Genomic DNA, 25,883 nt, shown 5'->3' on the forward strand with positions numbered 1-25,883 from the left:
TATTGACGGAAACGACAGCCAGCATGACCGGGAGAACACGAATGGTGAGGAAAACATGAATCAGGTGAATCAGGCTCCAGCTCAGGATACAGGTAAGGTAGGTAGTCTTGATCAAAAACATGCAGCTGCGGCCGCTTTTCAATTTTTGTCCCGTTTCCCGGTAAAAATGCAGATCGACTTCGTCCCGCCATTGCTGCGGGAGAGCGTGGTGTATTACCCGCTGGTCGGGGCGGCTATAGGTTTATGTGTCTGGCTCATTGGCGCGATAACAGGTGCACTGCTGCCATCGTTTCCGGCGGCCGTGTTGACCTTGACCCTGTGGGTATGGCTCACTGGCGGGCTGCATCTGGATGGCTGGATGGATACAGCGGATGGTCTGCTCAGCTATCGTACCCGAGAGCGGATGCTGGAGATTATGAAAGACAGCCGCGTCGGAGCAATGGGCGTGATCGCCTGCGTGCTGCTGCTTATGATGAAAGCGGCATTAATCGCTGATTTTATTGCACGTGGCAGCTGGCTGTATGGAGCACTGCTGATTTTGCCTATGATCTGGAGCCGCTGGTTCATGGTATACGCCATTTCGGCTTGGCCGAATGCCCGGGGAGACGATGGACTTGCAGTCCTGTTCAAGGGCCTTGGTGAACGGAAGGAAGTCCAGCGAGCACGAAGCTCCGCGATTGGGTTGACGATCCTGGCGGCCGTCATTACACTTGCCGCCGTGTGGATCTTCGAGCCGGACACCAGCATGGTTGGAGCGCTGGCTATAGAGAGTGGGCTGGGGACATTACCTTGGTGGCTGTACCCTATTGCGGCTGTGATTTTTGTACCGCTGGCTGCCTATCTCATCGGCAGGTTCGTTGCCGGACGCATCAGCGAAAGGCTGGGCGGGCTCACAGGAGATACATACGGTGCAATGAATGAGCTGCTGGAAGCCGCTCTGCTGACGGTGTTAAGTCTGCTGCAGGGATTGTTTTTGCTATAGGGAACGAACGGAACGAGTATGTGGAGCATAACACTGAGAGATGAGTGAGGTGAAGGAACGTGCAGGATACGCCTGTAGGGCAAGCGGCAGTATTGATGCTGCAAGGCACGGCATCGGATGTGGGGAAGAGCGTCATTACAACGGCGCTATGCCGGATATTCAAGCAGGACGGCTTCAGACCGGCCCCGTTTAAATCACAGAATATGGCACTGAACTCCTACGTAACCGAAGATGGCAAGGAGATTGGCAGAGCTCAGGGAGCGCAGGCAGAAGCGTGCGGTATTGAAGCGACAACGGATATGAATCCAATTTTGATCAAGCCTGTGCGGGATATGCACTCGCAGATTGTGGTGCACGGTGTGCCTTTTGCCCAGATGAGTGCTTCGGACTATCGTCAGCATTTCCTGCCGGAAGCCAAGAAGACAGTAATGGCTGCGCTGAACCGGCTGCGTGAGACGTATGATATGGTGCTGATGGAAGGTGCAGGCAGTCCGGCCGAGATCAACCTGAAGGATCGGGACATCGTCAATATGAATCTGGCAGGCTGGGCGGATGCGCCAGTCATTCTCATCTCGGATATTGATCGCGGAGGTGTGTTTGCTTCCATTGTAGGTACACTTGAACTGTTGGAGCCGCATGAGGTCCAGCGTGTAAAAGGATTTATCATTAACAAATTCCGCGGTGATCTGTCCCTGCTGCAGCCTGGACTGGATTGGCTGGAAGAGCGGACAGGCATCCCCGTATTGGGTGTACTGCCTTACATAAGAGATATTCAAATTGAAGCCGAAGATTCCGTAGTGCTGGACTCCATGCGCCATGGTAAATCAGGGAAACAGGAGCTGGATCTTGCTGTTATTCGTTATCCGCGGATCTCGAATTTTACGGATTTTGACTCGCTTTCCCGCGAACCGGATGTTAATGTGCGGTATGTGACTTCGCCGGAGGAACTGGGACAGCCGGATGCCATTTTGCTGCCGGGTACGAAGGATACGATTGGTGATCTGGAATTCCTGAGAGCGTCGGGTCTGGAGCAGGCCATTGCCAGTCAGACCGAACGCGATCATGTGCAGCTTGTGGGCATTTGCGGTGGATACCAGATGCTTGGGAAGCATCTGAAGGACCCATTTGCAGTGGAGGCCAATCAGGTTCAGGAAGCCCGAGGTCTGGGTTGGCTGCCGCTGTCTACGACTTTTCTGCAGCATAAGCAGACGGTAAGAGCTTCAGGGCGTGTACAGCAGCAGCATCCTATTCGTCTACATGGTGAGCGGGATTCGGTTGAATTCATGCCTGTGAACGGGTACGAGATTCATATGGGCGTGACCGAATGCCATGATCCGAAGCAAGTGTCTGGACTGTTTGAGATCGCACATCCCGGTGGCCAGCCATTTCAGGAAGGATGGGGGACGGTAGATGGAAAAGTATGGGGAACCTACTTGCATGGTCTGTTTGAAAGTGACCAGTTTCGCCGTACATGGCTTAATGGCCTTCGGGAAAAGAAAGGACTCGTTCCGCTTCAGGAAACCTATAGTGCTCATGAACGGAAGGAAATGGAGTTTGACCGAGTAGCGGAATCTCTGCGCTCTTCACTGGACATGAAGCGGGTATACGAAATTATGGGTGTCCAGGCCCCGTATCAACCGTAAATGAAAGACGTATAGGGACGTACTATGACCGCAATTTTAATAAGTAACAGAATACCCCCATGTATAACCACAGTACCGGAAACCGGTATGCTGTTATGCATGGGGGTATTTGAATGTCTTTGGTTTAATTGTGGTTCACATGTGGGAATGATGGTTTAATGTTATACCTGGCTGGCTTATTTTAATTGATTTTGAACTTCTTCATGGCAGACTGGAGCTCCATGGCTTGTTCATGCAGATGGCGGACGGTATCCGAGTGGGAATCCATCTCACTCAGCTGATGCTCGGCAGTCGAAGCGATCTGCTGCATGCTCTCCCGCGATCTGGAGGTAATCTGTGCGGTTTCTTCAACAGATGCACTGACTTCCTCTGCACCTGCAGAGACTTCCTCTGTCGAAGCCGATACAGTCTGGATGGTCAGATTGACGTTTTGGATTAATTCGTTAAGCTGCTGGAAAGCTGTTCCTGCCTGCTGAACCACATGGGTACCTGACCCAATTTCCTCTGTTACCCGGTTCATGGCACTCACCGAACGTTCAGCATCCTCACGAATGGTTCCGAGATAATCGGCAATTTCCTCCGTAGCTGTCTTGGATTGCTCCGCCAGTTTGCGTACTTCACCTGCTACAACAGCAAACCCGCGGCCATGTTCCCCAGCACGTGCTGCTTCAATGGAAGCATTAAGTGAAAGCATGTTGATCTGTTTTGTGATCTCAAAAATGGATGTAACAATGGTTCCTATCGCGATCGAACGTTCGTTCATCGTTTCAACATAACGCAGCGACTCGCTTGCGGTCTGACCAACGCGTTCCATCTGTTGAACAGCATCCTGCGCCAGACGGTTACCGTTGACGGCTTCATTCGCAGCTTCACCGATCTGTTCCGATACTTCGGCAGAGGAAGAAGCGATATGCATAATGCCCTGTGTAATTTCTTCCATGGCGCGTGCATTCTCGGCAGCGCTCGACGCGATGGTTATACTGCCTTTCTCGGCGTCTTCCGCAGAGCGGCTGGAGTTTTTGACCATACCGGACATCGACTCAACCCGTTTTAACAGATCATCAGAGCCTTCAACCACTTCATTGGAGGTGGACAATGCGCGGCTGATCATTTCTTTCAAATTGAGGGTCATGCTCTGGAAACTTGCTGCGAGTTGTGCGATCTCGTCCTTGCCCTTAATCTGAAGCTCGGCAGTCAGATCGCCTTGGGAAATCTTTTTACTATGTTGTACAAGCTGGATGATTGGTTTGGTTACTCTTTTGATCATGCTGGTGGAGATGAGCCAGCCAAGCACAAAGACCAATGCTGTGATACCCAGGCATAACCAGAAGATCTGGACATTTTTGTCCTGAATAAACTGGGCATCCATACTTACGGCCATGATCATGTTACTGCCAGCGATCGGAATAAAGGCTGCTTTATGTACGCCGAAGGAATCGGAATAGACTTCACTGATGACCATTTCTTTTGTCTCGACAGCCGTATTCATCGCGGACTGGACACTGATTTCATCTCCGGCTATCATTTCTGAGGCAGCATTCGCAATGACAACGGTGGCTTTACCTTCCTCGATGGATACCACGTAAGACGCATCGAGATTATGTTCTTTTGCTTTTTCAGCCAAATAGGATTCGACAGTCAGTGCGGCACCTTCAGCACCTGCCCCGCCACTTTGCACCTGCAAGATCTTGGAGGCTGAAATGTTTTTGTATATATCCTGAATAGACGTGTTTAGGACTTTGTCGAACTGCGGGAGCACGTAACTCTGCATGATATTCATGGACACAGCATAGAAACTGATACTAAACAACAGGGAGGCCACCAGCAGAACGAGGAACAGCGTGCCTCTGATTTTGCCGGCCACCGTACGATTACGAAACATAGGATCATCCTTTCACGTCATGTTCATTAACATTTGTCGCTTTTCCGTCCCTTAAGACTATGTACCAACGAAGAAAGGCCTAATTTTCACGTTGAGAAATCTTGGGAATAAGCGGATATACCTATATTACAAAATTAACCGGGGGTTGAATACAATAATTTTCATTAAACGGTGAATTTTTTTCAGAAATCCATGAATTTATTACATGCTTATTACATAATATCAATTAATACCTACCAGAATAGTTTGTTATATGATATATTGTTCAATATCGCTTCAAGCGAGTAGAAAAACCGATCAATCGGTATGCACATTTTGAGGAGGATTTACGAAATGGATACTTTTCTAGTCATTCTGAACGTAGTGATTATGCTCGTTCTTCTTGGCGTCCTGTATTGGATGCAAAAGAAACATATTTCCTTTACGAAGCGAGTATTCGCGGGTCTGGGAATCGGGGTTGTGTACGGCGTCATTCTTCAACTGATTTACTCTTCTAATTCCGACATTGTTACCAAGTCTGTTGATTGGTTTAATCTTGTCGGTTCGGGATATGTTCGATTGTTACAGATGGTCGTAATTCCACTGATCATGGTTTCCATTATTTCAGCTATCATGAATTTGAAAGGCAAGCAAAACCTCGGCAAAATGAGCTTTTCCATCATTGCGATTTTGCTCATTACGACTGCCATTGCCGCAAGTGTAAGTATCGTAACAAGTCTGAGCTTCAACCTGACTTCGATTGAGATCGAAGGTGGAGACAGAGAGCTCGCACAGGTACAGAAGGTCGAGGAACGTCTCGTTGATGTACAGGATCAGACGATTCCTCAGCAGGTGCTGGAATTTATTCCTTCGAATCCATTTGCAGACATGACCGGGGAACGCCGTTCGTCCACACTTGCTGTCGTTATATTCTCGGCGTTTATCGGTGTAGCAGTCCTTGGACTGGATCGCAAAAAGCCACAGCAGGCTGAAACATTCCGAAGCATGGTGAATGCGGTATATGCTGTAGTCATGCGGATTGTAACGTTGGTGCTCAGGCTGACGCCATATGGTATTCTGGCGCTCATTACGAAAGTAACGGCGACAACGAATCCGGAAGAGATCCTGAAGCTGATCAAGTTCGTCATTGCTTCCTACGTTGCGTTGATTGTGATGTTTATCATCCACCTGATTATTATCGCACTGTTTGGTTTCAATCCGCTGACGTATGTGAAAAAGGTTTTGCCAACGCTGGTATTTGCCTTCACTTCCCGTTCAAGTGCGGCTACAATCCCGCTTAACGTGGAGACACAGACGAAGAAACTTGGCGTATCGGATGGTATTGCGAACCTGTCGGCAAGCTTTGGGGCTACTATTGGTCAAAACGGCTGCGCCGGGATCTATCCGGCCATGCTGGCGGTCATGATTGCTCCTACGGTCGGCATCGATCCGATGAGCTGGGATTTCATCATTACCCTGATCCTGGTTGTCATGATCAGTTCCTTCGGTGTAGCTGGTGTAGGTGGCGGGGCAACCTTCGCTTCCCTGATCGTGTTGTCCACGATGAATCTGCCGGTTGCACTGGTAGGCCTGCTGATCTCGGTTGAGCCGCTGATCGACATGGGTCGTACGGCGCTGAACGTGAACGATTCAATGACGGCTGGTCTCGTATCCAGTAAAATTCTGAAAGAGAATGATCAGGATACATTCAATGATCAAAGCCGTGATCTGGATTCTGCGGTTCAAGCGTAACCCGGAATCAAATAAGCATATGGCTTATGAGCAGCAACAAGCCAGAATTAGCCGCCCTACGGGTTAACCCGTAGGGCGGCTTTTTGTATAAGACCAACAGATTGACGTTATTTAGTGCTGTTCAAAGGAAGGGAAATGTGATAGAGTATTCATGTTTTGGCCCGGTGCCAGACCGCGGTTCGTAACCATCCCGCGTAATCAAAACTAGGAAGGCAGTGTATGTGTTTATGTTTAATTTGGGTTGGGGAGCGCTTTTCGTTCTCGTAACGTATGGTTTTTTCCTATTGTGTTACCGCCTGTTCGGTAAAAAGGGTCTGTATGCCTGGATTGGTGTGGCTACGGTGATAGCCAACATTCAGGTGACCAAAACGATAGATATTATGGGGATCGTATTGACACTCGGCAACACGATGTATGTCAGCATGTATCTGACCAGTGATCTTCTCAATGAGAAGTACGGATCGGGTGAAGCGCGGAAGGCCGTATGGTTCGGATTTTTCACGCTGATCATGACGACGGTATTGATGCAGATGGTCATATTCTTTGAACCGGCACCAACGGACTTTGCTCAGGATTCCATGAAAACGTTGTTCGGTCTGCTGCCACGTCTGGCACTCGGAAGTCTGACAGCTTATTTCATTAGCCAATTCCTGGATGTGCGACTGTTCAGCATGCTGCGGAAGATGGCACCTGGACGCAATCAGTTATGGATCCGCACGAACGGCAGCTCGATCGTCAGTTCCTTTGTAGATACATTGGTGTTCTGCACGATTGCATTTGCTTTCATCTATCCATGGGATGTTTGGCTCGAAATCTTCCTGACAACGTACATTATCAAATTCGTGTTGACCGCGGTGGGTACGCCGTTTCTATATGCAGCGCGCAATTTTAAAATCAAGGATGAAGCCTAGTCAGGTTTAGTCTGCATTCGTAATCATAAGCAGTTGACTGCAAATAAAAAAGCTTGATAACGAAAATGACCCGCACAGCCACATGTTATGGCTAAGCGGGTCATTTTTAATTTCATACATGTAAGATTAATCCGTCAAAATTTGCAGCTCTTTTGGATAGGAAGTCAGCACCTCGACGCCGTTTTCTGTTACGAGAACATCGTCTTCAATTCGAACTCCGCCTGCACCCGTATAGATCCCTGGTTCAATTGTGAACACGGTGCCTTCCTGCAGAGTATCCATGTTCTGTCCGTGCAGAGAAGGGTACTCATGCACATCAATGCCCATCCCATGCCCCACGCGGTGCAGGAAACGCTCGCCGTATCCGGCGTCTTCCGTCACTTGACGTGCTGCACGATCAATATCGGCACAAGCCACGCCTGGCTTCACCGCACGGATGGCAGCTTCGTTTGCGGCAAGCACCGTGTTATAAATGGTCTTCAATTCAGGTGAAATGTCACCAAACGCAAATGTACGCGTAATATCAGATGCATACCCTGCAGCGTATACGCCCATATCGAACATCAACAAGTCGCCATGCTGCAGTTTGCGTTCACCCGGTGTACCATGCGGCAGACCTGTCTTGGGTCCGGTAAGCACCATGGTATCGAAGGAAGGGCCATCTGCACCCAGTTTCTTCATCTGATATTCCATTTCAGCTACCAGTTCAATCTCGGTAACACCTGTGCGTACATGAGACAGTCCCTGGCGAAGGGTCTCTTCAATGAGATGAATGGCATGGCGGATGCGGGCGACTTCGTCCGGTGTCTTCTTCACGCGCAGAGTGCGGAGCAGAGGACCGACATCTTCAAAGTTGACAGCACCCAGAGCAGCAGTCAGCTGCTCGTAACGCGCAACGGTGACGTATTCTTTTTCAAGGCCCATCCGGCCCAGACGTCCCTTATAACGTTCGAACAATGCATAGGGATTGTCGGTATCGGAATGAGTCGCGATATTGGTTACCGAGGAGGCCGCCGCAGCAGCTTCAGCATCCAGGGCAGGAACAATCAGCAAAGGTTCTTCGCCACGGGCGAGAACAAGACCGAGAAAACGTTCATGCGGGTTGCTTGCAAAACCGGTTAAATAGTAGATATGTTTCGGATCTGTAATCAGCATGGCGTCCAATCCTTGTGCAGACAGATCAGCTTCCAGACGGGATAAAGGGCTTTGATTCATGAGTGTATACGTCCACCTTTCAGTTCGTTCTATCCTTCTATTATAGAAGAATATTGAAAAATGCCAAAGGGGAAGGGCATGAGACCTGTATCGAATGCCGCCAATTTTCCGTTTAGGCGAGTGGAGGGAGGGGTAAATACAGGGCGAAACGACGTTGAGATAGTTAGCCGATCCCGATATAAGATACAGATACCGATGCAAATGCAAATACCGATACTGATACTGATACTGAGATCAGTTATCCTTGAACATACCGCAGCAGCATTTGGCAGATTCGAATTTGTTTATTGAATGTATGCCCAAACAATGCTCCATTACACTCCATCCAATAGAAGGAGATGAAAAGATGAATAACCGACTAAGTGTTCCGCTATACGCTTCGCTGTTAAGTATGTCTCTGCTGGCGGCCTGTACATCAGGCGATCCATCCACAGAATCTCAGCAGGTGTCACAAGGGCAAGGGATGGGTCAGGGACAGGCGGCTAGTGGAGGCAATAACAATACGAATACCGATGAGGGAGGTACGCAGGAAAATGCGGTCATCCCGTATCAGGCCTCGGTTTTGGTGACTGGACTGAATGCACCGTGGGAACTGGTGAGTGTGCCGGATGGACGGATGTTTGTTACGGAGCGTCCCGGAACCATTCGTGTTATTAAGGATGGAGAATTGCAAACTGAACCGCTCATTGCGTTTGAGGCTCCGTTCAATGAAGAGGGCGAAGGGGGATTGCTGGGCTTGGCTGCTGATCCGGACTTTGAGAATAACGGTTATCTCTACGCCTACCATTCCTATCTTGAAGGAGACGGGATTGCGAATCGGATATTGCGTTTGAAGGTGAATGAGAATGAAGCTGTGATCGACAAGGAGCTGCTGGGCAACATTCCAGGCGGGACGAATCATAACGGAGGCCGGATCAAAATTGGCCCGGACAACATGCTCTATATTACGACAGGTGAACGTTATGAACCGGAACTGGCACAGGACCAGGGCAGCTTGGGTGGCAAAATATTGCGGATTGGTCTCGATGGATCGATCCCTGAAGACAACCCGTGGCCGAACTCCCCCGTATACAGCATGGGACATCGGAATGCGCAGGGTCTTGCATGGAATCCGGATAACAAGTACCTTTATGCCACCGAGCATGGCCAGCGTAACTATGATGAGATTAACCGGATCGAAGCAGGTGAGAACTATGGCTGGCCTGAAGTTGAAGGGGACGAGGATGACAATGCTACCTATCAGGCCCCAATTGCTCATAGTGGTGACGATACATGGGCACCATCGGGTTTAGCTTTTATAGAGGAAGGACCGTGGGCGGGTTCACTGCTTGCGGCTAACCTGAGAGGCGAGCAATTGCTGCATATTACTCTGTCCAAGGATGGTACACAAGTGGAGAAGGTAGAACCTGTTTTTGAAGAGGAGTGGGGACGCATTCGTAACGTAACTGGCGGAGAAGACGGGAAATTATATATCCTGACGAACAATCGGGACGGACGCGGAACCCCGCGGGATGGGGATGACCAACTCATTGTGCTTACGCCAGAGAGCTGAGCTGTGTGTGGGAATTGTTCAATATTGAAGTTGTACCCATGCGTCTAATAGAACGCAGCCCGTTCGTTAAAATAGATAAAAGGGGCGTCCCGCCATGTCTATGGCTTTGGGACTGCCCCTTGATTTCTTTTATTATGAAAGCAGCATCAGATCATAGCCGTCAATTAATCCGCGCTCTCCGCAAGTTTGGCGATATGTTCAGCTGGTTCCTTCGTGTATTCTCCGCCGTGGTAACAGAGCACTTTGTTCAGTTTCAGGCCGGTCAGCCTTTTCAAACTTCTCAGCGCTTCAGGCATGTCCGGTGTTGCAGGTGGCGCAGGCCCAACCAGCTCATCGTCCACGACACGAAGTGCGTCAGCGGCAAGCAGGAATTGTGATTCACGGAAGTACAGGCAGATATGTCCCGGCGTGTGTCCCGGTGTATGGATGACCTGAATTCCGCCTTGAAGAGGCAGCATGTCCCCATCTTCCAGAATTCTGCTGATTTCAATCTCAGGCAGCTGGGAAAGGAGCTGATCGGCTTGCGCAAGCACTGGTGCGGGCAGCAGGGCTCTGCGTTCAGCTGTGAACTTTATCAAAGGCTTTTCACCTTTAATATAGGGAACTTCATCCGCATGTGCCCAGACCTCGAGTCCAGGTATCGCATCCAGAAGAGCGCCCAGATTACCGATATGGTCAATGTCCTGATGTGTCAAAATGATGCGTTTGACATCAGCCAGCTGTACGCCTTCCTGCTCCAGTGCGGACTCCAGACCGGCAAATTGGCCAATCATGCCTGTGTCCACGAGGGTGATGCCGTCTTCATCGCGAAGCATGACAGGGTAGATGGGGTTGTCTCCCGAAGGTGTGGGAATGCTGAGATGCAGCACCGTTAGGTCAGTTGTCTGATGATTCATAGGTTTCCGGATCAAGTCCGGTCCACCTCCTTTTAAATGTTTGGTAGGCGATTTTATTCAGGACGAAGATATTTTAAGTGTTTTCTGTACCTCTTGATTGTATCCAGCATGGCTTCAAAAGTTTGTTCTTCCTTCATGTCTTCCTTGACGATGGAGGCAAACGTAAAGTTTTCATGAATGAGCCTGTTCCTCGCCTGGAAGACCTGACTGAGAGCATGAGCCATGTTTTCCTTTCCGGATTTAAGAGTGATTTGTTGTTTGGTTAATTCAGCCTGGATCATCTCCATATTGGAGCGTGCACGGTAAGCAGGAATTTTCATCAGCTCGGTCGAATTAAAGCTTTTTTGATAGACGTTTTGATACAGCTGATTTAACATTTGTTCCATAATGGAGCATAACTCAATGACGAGTGAGGCGTATCTGCGATTTTTTCGTTGATCCGATTGTGATGAATCGAGTTTCTGTCCAATATCATGATACTCTTGTTCCAGTACTGCGATTTCAAGCTTTGCTTCTTTTTTGATCTTTTTAAAATCTTCTTTGGTGAGCATGCCTGTCCTCCCATCTAAACCGAGATATGATTACTCCATTATCTCATATTGTTACACGGAGTGCCTCTTTTCCATGGGGGCAGGATTGTGACTGTTATTCCATATTCGAACCCCAGGTTCAGAAGGGAAGGATCTGATGTCCATGAAAACAGCGATTGTAACAGGAGCAAATTCCGGCATGGGGCTCGCGACCACCATTCAACTTGCAAGGCAAGGGTACAGGGTCATTATGGCCTGTCGCAGCGAGAAGCGTGGACAGCAGGCCCTGCAGGATGCTTTGCGCGATTCCGGTTCTAACGCGATTGAACTGATACTGTGTGATTTGGGTTCAATCAAGAGCATCCGCCAATTTGCCCAAGCCTTCCGGGAACGATATAACACGCTAGATGTCCTGGTGAATAATGCTGGTGTGGTGATGCTGAAAAGACAGGAGACCTCGGATGGATTTGAACAGAGCATTGGCATTAACCATCTGGGTCATTTCCTGCTCACATTGCTCTTAATAGAGCCTTTGAAAGCTGCGGAGCAGGGACGAATCGTGAACGTGTCATCCGGTGCGTACAAAGCAGGCAAGATCCACTTTGACGACCCGCATCTGCACAAAGGCTATAATCCGATCAAAAGCTATGCGCAGTCCAAGCTCGCCAACGTGCTGTTCACCCGTGCTCTGGCCCGTAGAGTGGCGAGCAGCCGAGTCACGGTGAACTGCCTGCATCCAGGTGCGGTGGGCACAAGCATTGGTGTGGATCGCCATACCGGCTTTGGCACGCGTATCATGGCCTTTGTTGGCAAGCTTCCATTTTTCCTGTCTCCCGAGGACGGGGCACAAACGGCCATCTATCTGGCGACAAGTCCGGAGGTAGAGAAGTTGACAGGACGCTACTTTTATCAAAAGAAAGAGCAGAAGCTAAAAGCACATGCGATGGACGATGCTGTGGCTGAACGTTTCTGGACATGGAGCGAGCAGCAGGTTGGACTGAAGCCTGATGAGAAATTGTAATGGGCCAAAGCTGAAGTGCAGCACTGTGCTTCACTTCGGCAAATGACCCAAAATGGCGATTCACGTCAAGTCCAATGACGGATACCGTCAGGCTTTTGCTTTCACGGTCTGCTGTATCTGCCGGATAAATGCCTCAATGCTCTGGATGCCTTGATCTCCCTGACCGCATGCGCGGACAGAGGCGGATAAGGCATTTTTCTCATTTTCACCAAGTACGAGCGAGTAAGGCACTTTCTCCATCTGTGCTCCACGGATTTTGTACCCGAGCTTCTCGCTGCGCAGATCTGTTTCGACCCGGATTCCGGCTGCTCGCAGCTGACTCTGCACCTGCAGAGCATAGTCCACATAGTGATCGGAAACAGGCAGCAGCTTCACCTGCACCGGGGCAAGCCAGAGCGGAAATGCTCCTGCATAGTGTTCAGTCAGAATGCCAATGAAGCGATCGATTGAGCCATAGATGGCGCGATGAATCACGACAGGACGGTGTTTCAGGCTGTCCTCGCCAACATAAGTGAGATCGAATTTCTCCGGCATTTGAAAATCAAGCTGAATTGTTCCGCACTGCCAGCTGCGTTTTAGCGCATCAAGAATATGGAAGTCAATTTTCGGCCCGTAAAAGGCACCGTCTCCTTCATTAATGCGGTATTTCACACCGCGCCGATCCAGCACATTTTGCAGTGCACGTTCTGCCTGATCCCACAGTTCCTCCGATCCCATGGAATCTTCGGGACGAGTGGACAGCTCAATTGTGTATTCGAATCCAAAGATATCGTACATGCGCCCAATCAGGGATATTGCCTGGTTGATCTCATCCTCAATCTGTTCTGGCATGACATAGAGGTGAGCATCGTCCTGACAAAATGTCCGTACCCGCATCATGCCATTCAGTGCGCCCGAGAATTCATGGCGATGGACTTGACCGAATTCCATCATGCGGATGGGAAGCTCGCGATAGGAATGCAGTGTATTTTTGAAAATGAGCATATGACCTGGGCAGTTCATTGGCTTCAGTGCAAATGTAGCGTCGTCTACCTCTGAGAAATACATATTGTCCTTATAGTGCTCCCAATGACCGGATTGCTCCCACAGGCGATTGTTCATCATTAGAGGAGTGCGAACCTCCTGGTAACCTTCCTGCAGCTGCAGCTCGCGTGAGAATTGCTCCAGCTCTGTACGAATAGTCATGCCTTTGGGAAGATAGAAGGGCATGCCCGGTGCTTCCTCCGAAAACATGAACAGATCCAGTTCTTTGCCCAGTTTGCGGTGATCCCGTTTCTTCGCTTCCTCCAGCAGATGCAGATGTTCGTCCAGCTGGGCTTTGCTTGGGAAGGCAGTACCATAGATTCGCTGCAGCATTTTATTATCCGAATTGCCCCGCCAGTAGGCCCCTGCAACATTTAGCAGCTTGAAGGCTTTAATCCGTCCAGTGGATGGAAGATGGGGACCCCTGCACAGATCGAAAAACTCCCCTTGATCATAGATCGACAGTTCCGCATCCTGCGGCAAATCACGAATCAGCTCAAGTTTATAGGGGTCCTGAATCTCTTCGAACAGGCGAAGGGCTTCCTCACGGCTAACCACCCGGCGGCTAATCTTCACATTTTCCTGCACAATCTTGTTCATTTCCCGCTCGATGGCAGCCAGGTCACTAATGGACAAGGCATGCTCCAGATCCACATCGTAATAAAAGCCGTCTTCGATAACGGGGCCGATCCCCAGTTTAACTTGCTCCGCACCATAAATGCGTTTCAATGCCTGTGCAAGGACATGCGCTGTACTGTGGCGATAACGCTTCAAGCCTTCCTCGCTGTCCAGTGTAACGATGACAAGTTCACAGTTCCGTTCCAGTGCCATATCGAGATCCACGTTTACGCCGTCCACAATGCCTCCGATAGCCTGCTTGCCCAAGCTAGTGCTGATGGACGAGGCGACTTCTCCGACAGTAATGCCTGACTCGTAAGAACGAACTGCTTCGCCTTGAAGGCGAATTTCAATGGGGTTACCTTGTTGATTACTCATGCGAACCACTCTCCAATGTTTAAGTTTGAAGCGCAAAAAACACCCGTCCCGGAAAAGGGACGAGTGCGCTCAGCTCGTGGTTCCACCCTAATTTGGTTATGAATACCTCCTGTCGGCCAGCCGCCGAAAACAGAAAACATCATAACCCTCATTGGGATCCGTTATCGTGGATCAGACGGTGAGCTCTACTGACAACCAAGTTGGACGTCCATGGGAAGTCTGACCGGCTGGGGTTCGAGGCCACGGCTGCAGAGGGGTAATTCCGGTCCGTTCGCTGAAGAAGGTTTCACCAATCCCTTCTCTCTCTGGGCAGCACGCAAACGAAATCATGTCTCTGGTCATCGCCATATATACAAAGTTAATGTCATTCAAATTGGATTGAAAATGAACTCAAGGTCCATATCAATATATTGGAACAGGTGTTATTGAGTGTCGATTATATAGACTGAAAATGAAAAGGTCAAGCGGATATTTTTTAGACTTTGTCAGAATGACGGTCCCATATTAGGCGAATGACGGTTCCCTTCCCCAAAGCGGATTGAACCTCAATCCGGCCCTTCATGGCTTCAATCAGCCCTTTGGTTACCGCCATGCCGAGACCTGATCCGACATCGGATGTAGCGGTATCCGTGCCGCGATAGTATCGTTCGAACAGCTTCCATACGGTCTCCGGGTCCATCCCTCGTCCATCATCGGCAAATTGGACACAGAAATCACCTGTCTGCTCACCTGATTGTACACTTACGACGAGGGTAGTATTCGGTGGATTATGCAGCAGGGCGTTGGCGGTGAGATTATCCACGATTCGTTCAAATGATGGAATATGCACATGACCGTTCACCGGAACTGGGGCAGGTTGAAACGTGATGCGACCTCCCCCATAAGCAGGGTTGCGTTCGGCGCGGTGAACAAGATCCTCCAGTAGCGTATTTACGTCTGTTTGTTCCACGGGCGGCTGGTATCCACCGCTGCGCAGCCGATATGTCATGGCCAGATCGTTCACCAGCCGGTCCATGTACATGGACTTATCCAGCATAATGCCTGCGAATTCCCTCACTTCATCAGATGTCCAGTTGTATTTCTCTGCTTCAAGCATGTGCGCATAACCCTGAATGGAGGACAGAGGTGTCTTGAGGTCATGTGTGATTCCGGCGATCCATTCCTCGCGTAAGGACTCGGTCTGCTTGCGGAGTTCTTCATCACGTTTGAGTGTACTCGACAACGTCTGGATGGATCGCAATACTTCCGCATAGACCCGATATTTTTGACGCCATTTTCCGTTTCCCTTCTGGCTGCGTGGCTTGCCTCGAGGACCTGTCGGTTCCTCGTAGTGCCCGCGTTCGAGCCGCTGCAGCCATTGGAGCATATGCAGCATGGGATAGCCAAAACGGTTGGCATACCAGAGCGCAAGCAGCACAAGCAGGGTGATGATGGATATCAGAAGTGCAATTAGTGCAGGGCCGAATATAAAACGATAAGGGTTCTCATTTACCACAGCCGGGTTGCGGGCAAGCGGAACACTCAGCATCCAGGTAGACTGGTTCTGTTCATCATAGATGGTCACTGTAGTCATTCCATACCTGGTAGGGTATCGCGTACGCAAAATCAGGTCCTGAATGCTGTAGCTGTCTGGCGTGCCCATGGCGGGTTCATTGAACGAAGCAAGCACGCGTCCCTGTTGATCCAAAATTAGCAGATATGCGTCCGCCGAGCGAATAACTTCCTGCAGCTCTGATTGAAGCACAAGCTTGTCATTTGCATAACTACCGCCGCTGAAGGTTTGCTCCAGCATCGTTACGGCCTGATTGCTCTCCCCATATAACAGGGTGAAGTTGATTCCGTTTCTTTCCCGGATCAGCATGTAGAGTTGATAGGGGAAGGGCTTTCTCCCTTCCCAATAGGATATAAGCTCTCCGGGGTTATAGTGGTTCGGGACATCGGAAGGAGTGTGAAAAGCATCCACCACATGGCCTTGTTCATCGAGAACCTGAAGCCAACCGTTGTTCTCTTCTACACGCTTAAGCAGCTCTGGGTCATATCGAACCGTGCCATCGGGCAAAATCTCTGCCGTACTGATCAGTTGTTCGAGCCCCACAGAAGCAAAATCTTCAACAAGGCTGGCCTCATTCAGCTGCTGGATGACCCAATAGGCGATACCTCCGCCGAGCACCAAAATCAGGATTACAGCTCCGGCAAGTAGGCCGATGAAGCGTGTCATCAATCTGCGCCGTATACTCATTCGCCGGACTCCATATCGGACGGAATGAGTTTATATCCCAGACCGCGGACATTCACCAGCAGCTCAGGTCTCGAGGGATCGGCCTCAATGCGCTCACGAATCCGGTGGATATGAACCATGACGGTGTTGTCGTCGCTGATGGATTCCGATCCCCAGACCCGCTCATACAATTCGGATTTGGTGAAGATTCGATTGGGGTGTTTGCAGAAAAAGAGCAGCAGCTGATAAACCAGCGCCGGACAGCTGACCACCTGACCTTCTACCCGGAGTTCACCGGCTTGCTCCAATACTTGAAAACGACCGTAATCATAGACGCCTTCCTGCGGTGTAGCGGATGACGGAGTTACGTCATGGAGTGAGGGCAATCTGTTCGCTGCGGTCTGTTTAGGCAAATAACGTTTCAGCAGTGATTTAATCCGGGCGACCACTTCCAATGGATTAAAAGGTTTGACTACATAATCATCTCCGCCAACCGCGAAGCCGGTCAGTTTGTCATAATCGGTTGTTTTGGCGGTTAAAAAAAGAATGGGGGCATCCGTCAATTGACGCAGAAAAGGACAGATTTCCAGCCCGCTTCTGCCAGGAAGCATGACGTCCAGCACGATGCAATGATAGGTTTTGTTTTCGCATGCGCTAATCGCATCTTCTCCCGTGGTGACCGTGTCAATGTCTATGAACTGCTCTTTGAGCAGTACCGTTTTTAACATATGTAAAATCGCCTGTTCATCATCCACAAGCAGGATTGAAACTTCATTCATGACGTAAAAGATCCTCCCTGATTTTTAGGTGTAAATTGACCGTTCGTATGATCATTTCTATTGGTCTATCAGGTTTATCATACCATTCAGAAGGGCTGTGCAGTGTGCGGGCAACCTTAACAGAATCTTAATTATGAAGCGCAGACCTCCTCAGAGTTATGGTAGACGTAAGATGAGGTTAGGCGAAGGATAAGATTGATTCTGTACACTTAACTGGAAAGATATCGTTCTACAAGAAGGAGTGCAGGGAAGTGAACAGATTCAATAAGAAGAGTGACCAGCAGGATATGACGTTAATGCAGGGAAAGTACACTACGAAATCAGGATATGCTGTGCATGAAAAACTAAGGAGCAGGAGAGGCTGGCAGCTGCTTGTAGCAGCCATTGGATCGTGTGTAATACTATCTGCCTGCGGGAATTCGGAATCATCCAGCCAGGCGGAGCAACCATCGGCAGAACAAACAGCGGATGCAGCTCCAGCGGGAGCGGACACCAATCAGGAAGAGACTACGGCTGCCAAGGAGGGCGCGATGATTACACCTGACAATTTTATTGATACCTTAATGCATGGTTCGAAGGAGGACATATATAATCAGATGAGTCCGGAGCTCAAAGACACGTTAACACTGGAACAGTTCAAGGCGTCTGCGGACAGCTTCCTGGAAGGGGTCAATTCTTGGGATCCGGTTGTGGAAGTCAACCTGAATAACCTGTCTGAGCATTCCTGGAGAGATGAGACGGGAACCAAGGGGATTCAAGCTTATTTTACCGAAGAACATCAGATTGCCGGCCTATTGATCCAACCCCTTGAAAGGCATGAGGAGACGGACAAGAAGCTTACCAAAACCGAATTTCAGTTTCCTGTGAAGGGCGAATGGTTTGTGTTCTGGGGAGGAAACGATGTGATGTCCAACTATCATTATGCGCATGAAACGCAGCGTTACGCATTGGACATCGTTCGAACGCAGGAAAATTCAAGTTATCAAGGGGAGGCCACGGCGAACGAAAACTATTACGCTTTTGGTGAGCCGCTCTATGCTGCTGCTGATGGGAAGGTCGTCGAGATCAAAAACGACATTCCCGATAACACGCCTGGAGTGATGAATGCCGAAGAACCAGCAGGAAATTTTGTGGTCATTGATCATGGCAGTGGGGAATACAGCATCACGGCACATATCAAGGAAGGCAGTGTAGCGGTCAAAAAAGGGGATAAAGTCAAGCAAGGTGATCTGATTGGTGAGCTTGGAAATTCCGGTAACTCCAGTGAAGCCCACCTGCACTTTCAAGTCTCGGACGGACCTGATCTATTCACTTCCCGTTCGCTCCAAATCCGTTGGGCAGATCCGAGTCAGGTGCTAACGCGAGGAAATGTTTTTCAGGGACTTCCTGAATAGCCAAGTAAGTTTTATTGGCTGGATACATGGATGCGGTTAGCCAAGAGTTGAAATTGGAAGCATAAGTTAATTTTGAGTCCTGATAGAACGCAAAATGATCATTCAATTAGACAGTCGGCGAATTTCGTCGGCTGTCTTTGCGTTTAGCCAACGGTAGGTTAGTTTATAAGACGATCTCAACGTACCGAGAAACTTACATTAAAAAGTACATCTCTGTGCTAATCCAAATGGAACTAGAAACGAAGAAACGACAGCGTCTTGTAGAGAGATTGTCGTTTTTCACTAAAACTCTAAACTTGTATAATTTCTGCTATCTGTTCTTTTACTTGTACATCACATAATCCACCGTGATAACAAACGATGGATATAAGATCGAGATCGACGTACTTGTTCAGCGAGAGCCGTGCTGTATTCATATCAGGTGTAGTCGGTGCATGAATACCCCCTAGTTTTCCGTTTACACTGTACATGGAATCCCCAGCAATAAGAGTTTTACTTTCCCTCAGGTAAAAACTGAGATTGCCTGGTGTATGTCCAGGGGTGTGGATGACGCGGATTCCCCCGCAAAACGGTAGTTCCTGACCATCTGTTAAGGTTTTGTGTACCTTGCCCTTTGGAGGATTGACCAAATGACCATCTTTCAAGAGAGGCAGCTCCCCCTGAATATAAGGCTTATCCAATTCGTGTGCATAAACCCTAAATTCGCTACCACACGCCTGCATAATTTCTGGAAGATTTCCTATATGATCGAGATCCTGATGACTCAATATTACAGCTTTTAATTTGTCTAACGAGACACCAGCCTTCTTCATTGCCATACGTAAATCCTCGAATTGACCTGGAAAACCCGTATCTATTAGAATAGTCATTTCTTGGTCCTTAAGAAGAATGGGGTGTATGACATTCCCTTGGTAGTCCAGACGAAGCATTTCGATTCCCTTTGCAATTTCCATAAAGATTAGTCCTCCGTAGAATGAATTTTTAAATAAAGTATCTTCTTTCTGTAAACGATCCAGATCCGTATAAAGATACGGGGAATGATGCCATCACTTACTACTTTTATGGATTTAAATGCGTAGTAGGTGACACGCCTTAGTAAGTACTCCAAAAGATGATGGGACAGTATGAGATTTTCTCAAGTGAAGAACCGTTTGAGTAGGAGAAACGCAATGTTAAGCCTATCATCAATTAAAAAAGAAGTGGTGACCCAAGATTGGCAAGCAAAATCAAAGCAGCCCGCAGCGAAGGTATTCGCGGGGCTGCCATGTCTGTTGTGGTTAAAAGTTATAATCAATGCCTTCTCCAGCGCCTGTGCGGGCGTTTACGTATACGTGAGAAACACCTGCGATCCCTGTGACGGGAAATGTGTATACAAGCTTATTGTTGTGGATCTCCAGCTTTGGCTTACCCGAGACGTTTACTTTTGGGCCAAGCTTCGAGTAGGCTTGCTCCGCTGTCAGCTTCGGGTGAATGGGGAAGGTTTTATTGTAATGGGAAAAATAATTAGACGCATCAAAGCTCTTCAACACACCGGTATGGCGATCAAATTGCCATACGACTTTCATCTGCGGAATGGAAACTTGCTCCCGAACCGGAATATACGTGAGATAAATGGAGGTTTCTTTTATCTCTTTGGCTACTAATGTCAGACGTTCGTCAGACCAGCGAGCCATCCAGGTGTCCGCAACCGCAACAGCCTGCTTTAAGTCCATGGATTGCTCCACAGCTTCTTCTTTGGGGATCGAGCCGTGGCTTGTCACTTGGAGCACGTGTCCGCTTTTACTCAGTGTTGCAATATAGGAGCTGGTTTGTTTTCCATCGGTGTCCGATAACTTGAAATCCATGACTTCTCCGAATTGGGGGCTGCTCCCGCCGGAGACCATGTGGACGATTTGCTTACCTGCCCCTTTATTCCAAGCCTCGCCCATGAAGATTTTCGCTTTGGCAGCAAGCTCCGTAGCCTTATAAGTGGTTTCACCGGCGAAAACGGTTCCTGGCTTCGGAGGTATGTAAGGATTCTGGTTATACAGGAACTCGTTAAAGGCCTTATTGCCGTACGTGGAGACCGAGTCAAGTTGAGACAAGGCCACTTCCATCGCGGTCGATATCTGTTGTATATCTGATAAAGAGGAATTAACAGCTTTCTCTCTCATCTGATCGAGATACGGCAGGGCGGTCCTCGCGAATGTTCTCATACGCTGAATTTGTTCTAATTGATCCGGGTTGAGCGACCTTCCCTTCTCGCTGGCTGGATAGGCCAAGTAGCGGCTGCCTTCCGTGATAAACGACTCATATGACCAAGATTGAAAGTTCATTGTAACGGATCCGATCCTTACATATTGTAAGATAAAATTGGCATTTTCAATGGCAGATTGAAGTGCTGCTTGCCGATCTGCAATCGTAGATGCCGCAAGGGACTCCGCAAGCGCATAGTCAAAATCGCGCAAGTAGAAAGATTGCATATGTGACCAGTACTGCGTATTGCGCTGTTGCTGCTGCTCCCATTGCCGTTTATTCTGATGCTCTGTATAACTGAAATACGTGCCCGCTAATGTCGTCAAGCAAAGCAAGCCAATGATGGATTTGGTGCGAACGTTCATGTCTTTTAAAGCTCCCGTCTTTGTCTTCAGAATGCTTATCCACTTTAACAAAGATGAGAACACAGTTTAATGAGTAAATATTGCCAATTCAAAATGGCTACCTGTTAGGCTAATTCTGCACGTGGTATCTAGTGATTCACTCATATTGGACAATGAATGGAGGGTCTATGTACGAGCTGACTTATAAAAATCGGCTTGATCTACAAAAGAAAAGCAGGGCAACCGATATATATATGCTGCACCTAATCTTCACTTGCAACGGAAGAGTGGCATTATAACATCTCATGGAGGTCATCTGCTTGAAATTGCACAAAAAAGCGTCTTTATTTTTATCTGTTCTTCTGTTATCACCTATGGTATTGCCAACGACGAGTATCTACAATTTTAATGGGTCGGGAAACATTGCCTTTGCGGCTGAACCACAGGCTAATTCAATCTATATTATAGGACCAGGTGTATTTTCACCTAATCGTGAGTTACAACTGACTGCGAACGGTATGATGAGCGATAGCAGCATTACAGATATCAGTTCAACGGCTACTTGGAATTCTGACAACGAAGCAGTTGCTACTGTATCCCCAGGAGGAATTGTGACGGGGGTAACGGAGGGTAAGGCCAATATTACTGCATCACGTGATGGGAAAGTTTCTAGTACGTTCCCTGTCACAGTAACTTGGGCAACATACCAAAAGTTACAAGATACCAAGGATGCATTAGAACTACCATTTACCGGTGGTCAAACTGAGGATAATGTTACTTCAAAAATCAATTTACCTACTCAAATGGAGAATGTATTTTTGTCATGGTCTTCATCTGAACCAACGATTATTGCAAACGACGGTAACGTCAAACGTCCTCCATATGTTGGTGGAGATAAGCAGGTTACGCTTACGGCTACACTTCGAGCTGGAAGTGAAGCTCCAGTAACGAAGGAGTTTATCCTTAACGTTGTTAAAGCAGAACCTACACCAGAGGATAAGCTTCGTGAAGCTTTAGATGAGTTGCGGATTACTTATTATTATGGAGACACGGCCGAAGGGGTTAGAAGTTCAGAGGTAGGCTTACCTATTGGAGGGAAATATGGATCGTCCATATCTTGGGTATCAAGCGACCCTTCCATCATTAGTTCCGGCGGTAGAGTGTATCGGACGCTAGATGATATGGATCATGTAGTTAAATTGACTGGAAGAGTATATGTGGATGGTGTTTTTGAAACTCGTGATTTCTTCGTTAATGTTAGGTATATAAATAGAGATAAAATGATTACTTCGTTCGCTCTTGATGAGCATGTTGGAGTTATAGATGAAGATAACAAGACAATTACGTTCGATATACCTCGGGGTGCATCTGACAAATCCATGATTGTTACGTATACTGCAAAAGGATTACAGGTTCTCGATAATGGTATTATGATGACTAGTGGAGTATATAAACTATATCCATTCTTCGTTAAAAATTACAGTGTCACTGTTACAGATGAAATGCTGAATCCTGTACACTACAAGTTGGTATTTACAGGCGAATCTACAACACCAGGACCGACGCCAGTGCCAGCACCAACGCCAGCACCAGTGCCAACGCCAGTGCCATCACCAGTGCCAACGCCAACGCCATCACCAACGCCAACGCCAGCACCAACGCCATCACCATTGCCGACGCCAGCGCCATCACCAGCGCCGACGCCAACGCCATCACCATTGCCAGCACCTTCACCAACGCCAACACCAGTGCCGTCACCGACGCCAACACCAGTGCCGTCACCGATACCGGCACCGATACCGGCACCAACGCCGGTACCTACACCAACGCCGGTACCTACACCGACGACAACCGATAGTGGTTTTAACAAAGATATATTTAAGCCTGGAACTAGTGCTACTCAAATTCTAGAATCAAAAATTAACGATGCTTTAAAAAATCAAGGTAACGTGTTTAAACCGATTGATATTAAAAATCATTGGGCCGAACAAACCATTGATATTTTCACTAAGTTGAACATTATTAAAGGCTATGAAGACAAGACGATCCGACCTAATCAGGACATGTCCCGCGGAGAGTTCGTAGGAATACTGTCCCGCATTTTTGATGTTGGTGGAACCAAGCAAGTTGCTCTAAAAGATATTAAAGGTCATTGGGCCGAAGACGCCATTGTGCAGTTTACGCAAGCGGGTATTATTCGTGGAAACGGCAATGGAACATTCAAACCAAACAAGGCAATTACACGTGAAGAGATGGCCGTGATTCTATCCAAGATCGTTGATTTTCAAGGGGTAACCCAAAACAAGATGGATAATTCCAATCCGATTCAAATGGTAGCACAAGCGGGTGTTATTCAAGGTAATGGGAATGGGGACCTCAATGCTAAGGGCACAGCCTCAAGAGCGGAAGCATTGCAACTCATCCTTAACACCTTAAAGCTAAACTCCAAAATTAAAACGATGCTTGAACTTTTATAATTAAATTAAGAAGGACAAAAGGCGCCTCGATTAGTAGGCGCTTTTTTGTATTCTTCAATTAACGAGCAGGATAGCGTATCGCCTTTTATTTGATTGCTAGTCGTCGATGGAACTCGCCCAACCAATTGGGCGTACACATAGGGAACTTCATCGTTTGACTACCTTTATTTATATAGTATATTCATGCTGGCAATGGATAACGCTTAAGGTTAAATATATGTTACGCGGGAGGTATCGTTTCTTGAAATTTGAACTAGGGCGTTGCTTACTGAATGAACGTTTGAAGGAATCCGGAAAGTCAGCGGAATGGCTGGCAATAGACTTACTTTTTAAACCGGAACGAGTTTACGACTTTATTGAAAACAAAAGAGTGATGCCACTCAAAGTTGCCATATCGATCGCCGATTCCATTGGTTGTGATGTTCGTGACTTGTATGAATTAATTCCGAACGATATTGAAGTACAGGGAGTCTAATCGAATAAGTGGCAGGTCGCATTAAAGCTACAAATGTGATTCATGAACCTAACGAAAAAAAACAGGGTCAAAATAACAAAAAAAAGCAACCGCTCAATAAATAAACTGCACCTCATATGTTAGACATAACTAACCATGGGGTGCAGTTCATTAGTTATATCCGGCTGCTATTTATAGCAAAGTAATTGTGGATCAATTTATTATTTGATCTTAATACGATAATAGTAGTCTTCGGTCATTTGCTTTATAACGTCCTCACGCTTCATTTTAACGCTGTATGGAAGACGGTTTTTATCCCCGATGATGAAATCCTTATATGTACCAGCTTTGGTATTAAGCAATTTCGTTTCACTTGTTAGCACCGTATGGTCTTTAGTGAGCGTTTCCATCACGATGACTGGTGGTCTTGATACGTCTTTGGTCAGCGTATAGGTAAAGTCCAGATTGATGCCGCCTAGGAAGGACTTGCTATCCATGGAAGTAATATAATCATAGTTTGCCTCTGTGGTCAGGATTTCAACTGCATCGTTCTTAACAAGAGGGTAATCTTCTTCCGGATTTTTAATGGAAATCGTATTGTTTGCTCCATCCCACTTTACTTCATAACCAAGTGACTCACCGACCAGCCGAATCGGTACATAGGTTTTTCCATTATAGGAAATTGGAGCTTCTGAAGGCGTCCCGATCACTCGGCCCTCCAAGAGCATCATAATTTGCGGAGACAACTGGGCAGTAATCTGACTTCCCGCTGCCCAAACAGTAGTAGGAATAAGCAGTCCAGCTGCCAGGATCAGGCTCGTTTTCCATCGTTTCTTCATATGTATCCTCCTTGTTACATGTAGTAATATCTTATATTTTGGAGGGACGGTCATAGGAGTAGAAGAGACTTTTTCCCTAATTACGCTGAGAAAAACCGCGAACAGGACTAGTTAATGTCGAATGAAGGCGGAAAATTGTATCAATATTCTAATTTTGTACAAATGTTATTTACAATAATTAGAAACATATGTTCTAATGGTGGTATTCCTTTTCTAACTGGAGTATTTCTTCGTGTGACACAGAACGGGATTGTGTTTGTTGTCCGTGTTGGATAATAAATGTATTCAAGTCATTAAAGGAGGCAAATAGGATGAATAATAAATTATTAAGGGTAGGAACTACGTATATCCCGGTTTCAAATGTAGAACTTTCTTCTCAATGGTATGTAGACAAATTGGAGGCAGAGTTAAACTACAAAGACGAAGACAAAGCCATTCTTAATTTTGCCAACCAGAGTATTTTCCTTATCAGATCTAAAGAAGATCAAAGCTCCAATTTTATTGATGTAAACGGAGTTGAGCGTTTTTCTATCACTTTTGAAGTGAATGGAATACAGGCTCTAGAAGCAATACATAAAGATTTTAGTGATAAACATATTAGAGTGGGGGCAGTTGAAAACAGAGGTCATTCCGGAAGGAATTTTGTTTTCTTTGATTTGGATGGTAATCAATTTGATGTATGGAGTGAACTAAGTCCAATTTTCAAAGAGAAATACCTTCCTTCGCAATAGAGAAGACTGCTCACATAGGAATGTTTGGGG

At 47.6% G+C, this 25,883-nt stretch carries 20 protein-coding genes; 10 read left to right on the forward strand and 10 right to left on the reverse strand.

The annotated features are described in order from the left end of the window. The first annotated feature begins 55 nt into the window (after positions 1 to 55). Both AAIH57_RS12025 and AAIH57_RS12030 read left to right on the forward strand, forming a co-directional pair. Complete coding sequence (locus AAIH57_RS12025) at positions 56 to 982, forward strand: adenosylcobinamide-GDP ribazoletransferase (RefSeq protein WP_430022136.1); 927 nt, start codon at positions 56 to 58, stop codon at positions 980 to 982. Positions 983 to 1,077: 95 nt separating this feature from the next. Then, the gene (locus tag AAIH57_RS12030; RefSeq protein WP_430022138.1) at positions 1,078 to 2,625 is read left to right on the forward strand and encodes a cobyric acid synthase; all 1,548 of its coding nucleotides are present in this window, start codon (positions 1,078 to 1,080) and stop codon (positions 2,623 to 2,625) included. 181 nt (positions 2,626 to 2,806) lie between these two features. Here the strand turns inward: AAIH57_RS12030 and AAIH57_RS12035 are convergent, their stop codons facing one another. Then, the gene (locus AAIH57_RS12035) at positions 2,807 to 4,507 is read right to left on the reverse strand and encodes a methyl-accepting chemotaxis protein (protein ID WP_430021748.1); all 1,701 of its coding nucleotides are present in this window, start codon (positions 4,505 to 4,507) and stop codon (positions 2,807 to 2,809) included. A gap of 333 nt (positions 4,508 to 4,840) precedes the next feature. Between AAIH57_RS12035 and AAIH57_RS12040 the strand changes: the two genes are divergently transcribed. Beyond that, entirely contained in the window at positions 4,841 to 6,238 is a 1,398-nt protein-coding gene (locus AAIH57_RS12040; RefSeq protein ID WP_175398301.1) for an L-cystine transporter, read from the forward strand. Between the two features lie 227 nt (positions 6,239 to 6,465). After that, a complete protein-coding gene (locus AAIH57_RS12045; RefSeq protein ID WP_175398439.1) occupies positions 6,466 to 7,149 on the forward strand; it encodes a queuosine precursor transporter in 684 nt (227 codons plus the stop codon). 126 nt (positions 7,150 to 7,275) lie between these two features. Here the strand turns inward: AAIH57_RS12045 and AAIH57_RS12050 are convergent, their stop codons facing one another. Next, positions 7,276 to 8,364: a M24 family metallopeptidase gene (locus AAIH57_RS12050; protein WP_430021749.1), complete on the reverse strand. Its 1,089-nt coding sequence runs from the start codon at positions 8,362 to 8,364 to the stop codon at positions 7,276 to 7,278. Positions 8,365 to 8,710: 346 nt separating this feature from the next. Here AAIH57_RS12050 and AAIH57_RS12055 point away from each other — a divergent pair, with 346 nt between their 5' ends. Beyond that, on the forward strand, positions 8,711 to 9,916 hold the full coding sequence (locus tag AAIH57_RS12055; RefSeq protein WP_430021750.1) for a PQQ-dependent sugar dehydrogenase: 1,206 nt from the start codon (positions 8,711 to 8,713) through the stop codon (positions 9,914 to 9,916). A 164-nt stretch (positions 9,917 to 10,080) separates the two neighbouring features. Here the strand turns inward: AAIH57_RS12055 and AAIH57_RS12060 are convergent, their stop codons facing one another. Next, complete coding sequence (locus tag AAIH57_RS12060; protein ID WP_430021751.1) at positions 10,081 to 10,827, reverse strand: MBL fold metallo-hydrolase; 747 nt, start codon at positions 10,825 to 10,827, stop codon at positions 10,081 to 10,083. A gap of 38 nt (positions 10,828 to 10,865) precedes the next feature. After that, complete coding sequence (locus tag AAIH57_RS12065) at positions 10,866 to 11,363, reverse strand: hypothetical protein (RefSeq protein WP_175398304.1); 498 nt, start codon at positions 11,361 to 11,363, stop codon at positions 10,866 to 10,868. 136 nt (positions 11,364 to 11,499) lie between these two features. On the opposite strand from AAIH57_RS12065, the gene AAIH57_RS12070 reads away from it, so the two are divergent. Continuing rightward, complete coding sequence (locus AAIH57_RS12070) at positions 11,500 to 12,363, forward strand: SDR family oxidoreductase (protein WP_430021752.1); 864 nt, start codon at positions 11,500 to 11,502, stop codon at positions 12,361 to 12,363. A gap of 87 nt (positions 12,364 to 12,450) precedes the next feature. On the opposite strand, the gene thrS is transcribed toward AAIH57_RS12070, so the two are convergent. From thrS to AAIH57_RS12085, 3 genes are all read right to left on the reverse strand, one after another. After that, entirely contained in the window at positions 12,451 to 14,382 is a 1,932-nt protein-coding gene (gene thrS, locus AAIH57_RS12075; RefSeq protein WP_430021753.1) for a threonine--tRNA ligase, read from the reverse strand. 475 nt (positions 14,383 to 14,857) lie between these two features. After that, entirely contained in the window at positions 14,858 to 16,621 is a 1,764-nt protein-coding gene (locus AAIH57_RS12080) for a sensor histidine kinase (RefSeq protein WP_175398307.1), read from the reverse strand. Then, positions 16,618 to 17,379, reverse strand: a complete 762-nt coding sequence (locus AAIH57_RS12085; protein ID WP_175398308.1) for a response regulator transcription factor — start codon at positions 17,377 to 17,379, stop codon at positions 16,618 to 16,620. Before AAIH57_RS12085 ends, AAIH57_RS12080 begins: the two co-directional genes overlap by 4 nt. A 251-nt stretch (positions 17,380 to 17,630) precedes the next feature. On the opposite strand from AAIH57_RS12085, the gene AAIH57_RS12090 reads away from it, so the two are divergent. Further along, positions 17,631 to 18,773 (forward strand): M23 family metallopeptidase, encoded by a 1,143-nt coding sequence (locus tag AAIH57_RS12090; RefSeq protein WP_312884345.1) that lies wholly within the window; start codon positions 17,631 to 17,633, stop codon positions 18,771 to 18,773. Between the two features lie 290 nt (positions 18,774 to 19,063). Here AAIH57_RS12090 and AAIH57_RS12095 read toward each other — a convergent pair whose 3' ends face one another. Then, positions 19,064 to 19,726: an MBL fold metallo-hydrolase gene (locus AAIH57_RS12095; protein WP_175398309.1), complete on the reverse strand. Its 663-nt coding sequence runs from the start codon at positions 19,724 to 19,726 to the stop codon at positions 19,064 to 19,066. Between the two features lie 324 nt (positions 19,727 to 20,050). Then, positions 20,051 to 21,373 carry a hypothetical protein gene (locus AAIH57_RS12100; RefSeq protein WP_430021754.1) on the reverse strand — a complete coding sequence of 441 codons (1,323 nt, stop codon included), beginning with the start codon at positions 21,371 to 21,373 and terminating at the stop codon, positions 20,051 to 20,053. A 299-nt stretch (positions 21,374 to 21,672) separates the two neighbouring features. Here AAIH57_RS12100 and AAIH57_RS12105 point away from each other — a divergent pair, with 299 nt between their 5' ends. Further along, complete coding sequence (locus tag AAIH57_RS12105; RefSeq protein ID WP_430021755.1) at positions 21,673 to 23,829, forward strand: immunoglobulin-like domain-containing protein; 2,157 nt, start codon at positions 21,673 to 21,675, stop codon at positions 23,827 to 23,829. A 241-nt stretch (positions 23,830 to 24,070) separates the two neighbouring features. Continuing rightward, positions 24,071 to 24,304 (forward strand): XRE family transcriptional regulator, encoded by a 234-nt coding sequence (locus AAIH57_RS12110; protein WP_430021756.1) that lies wholly within the window; start codon positions 24,071 to 24,073, stop codon positions 24,302 to 24,304. A gap of 200 nt (positions 24,305 to 24,504) precedes the next feature. Here the strand turns inward: AAIH57_RS12110 and AAIH57_RS12115 are convergent, their stop codons facing one another. Further along, entirely contained in the window at positions 24,505 to 25,122 is a 618-nt protein-coding gene (locus AAIH57_RS12115; RefSeq protein WP_430021757.1) for a stalk domain-containing protein, read from the reverse strand. Between the two features lie 311 nt (positions 25,123 to 25,433). Here AAIH57_RS12115 and AAIH57_RS12120 point away from each other — a divergent pair, with 311 nt between their 5' ends. Beyond that, a complete protein-coding gene (locus AAIH57_RS12120; protein ID WP_175398314.1) occupies positions 25,434 to 25,853 on the forward strand; it encodes a VOC family protein in 420 nt (139 codons plus the stop codon). Positions 25,854 to 25,883: the final 30 nt, after the last annotated feature.

Source organism: Paenibacillus sp. MABNR03 (genome assembly GCF_050455445.1).
GTDB lineage: Bacteria > Bacillota > Bacilli > Paenibacillales > Paenibacillaceae > Paenibacillus > Paenibacillus xylanilyticus.

Excerpts from the sequence above, each read along its gene's own strand:
- AAIH57_RS12025 (WP_430022136.1), top strand. The coding sequence starts at position 56 with ATGAATCAGGTGAATCAGGCTCCAGCTCAGGATACAGGTAAGGTAGGT.
- AAIH57_RS12030 (WP_430022138.1), top strand. The coding sequence starts at position 1,078 with ATGCTGCAAGGCACGGCATCGGATGTGGGGAAGAGCGTCATTACAACG.
- AAIH57_RS12035 (WP_430021748.1), bottom strand. The coding sequence starts at position 4,507 with ATGTTTCGTAATCGTACGGTGGCCGGCAAAATCAGAGGCACGCTGTTC.
- AAIH57_RS12040 (WP_175398301.1), top strand. The coding sequence starts at position 4,841 with ATGGATACTTTTCTAGTCATTCTGAACGTAGTGATTATGCTCGTTCTT.
- AAIH57_RS12045 (WP_175398439.1), top strand. The coding sequence starts at position 6,466 with ATGTTTAATTTGGGTTGGGGAGCGCTTTTCGTTCTCGTAACGTATGGT.
- AAIH57_RS12050 (WP_430021749.1), bottom strand. The coding sequence starts at position 8,364 with ATGAATCAAAGCCCTTTATCCCGTCTGGAAGCTGATCTGTCTGCACAA.
- AAIH57_RS12055 (WP_430021750.1), top strand. The coding sequence starts at position 8,711 with ATGAATAACCGACTAAGTGTTCCGCTATACGCTTCGCTGTTAAGTATG.
- AAIH57_RS12065 (WP_175398304.1), bottom strand. The coding sequence starts at position 11,363 with ATGCTCACCAAAGAAGATTTTAAAAAGATCAAAAAAGAAGCAAAGCTT.
- AAIH57_RS12070 (WP_430021752.1), top strand. The coding sequence starts at position 11,500 with ATGTCCATGAAAACAGCGATTGTAACAGGAGCAAATTCCGGCATGGGG.
- thrS (WP_430021753.1), bottom strand. The coding sequence starts at position 14,382 with ATGAGTAATCAACAAGGTAACCCCATTGAAATTCGCCTTCAAGGCGAA.
- AAIH57_RS12080 (WP_175398307.1), bottom strand. The coding sequence starts at position 16,621 with ATGAGTATACGGCGCAGATTGATGACACGCTTCATCGGCCTACTTGCC.
- AAIH57_RS12085 (WP_175398308.1), bottom strand. The coding sequence starts at position 17,379 with ATGAATGAAGTTTCAATCCTGCTTGTGGATGATGAACAGGCGATTTTA.
- AAIH57_RS12095 (WP_175398309.1), bottom strand. The coding sequence starts at position 19,726 with ATGGAAATTGCAAAGGGAATCGAAATGCTTCGTCTGGACTACCAAGGG.
- AAIH57_RS12100 (WP_430021754.1), bottom strand. The coding sequence starts at position 21,373 with ATGAACGTTCGCACCAAATCCATCATTGGCTTGCTTTGCTTGACGACA.
- AAIH57_RS12115 (WP_430021757.1), bottom strand. The coding sequence starts at position 25,122 with ATGAAGAAACGATGGAAAACGAGCCTGATCCTGGCAGCTGGACTGCTT.
- AAIH57_RS12120 (WP_175398314.1), top strand. The coding sequence starts at position 25,434 with ATGAATAATAAATTATTAAGGGTAGGAACTACGTATATCCCGGTTTCA.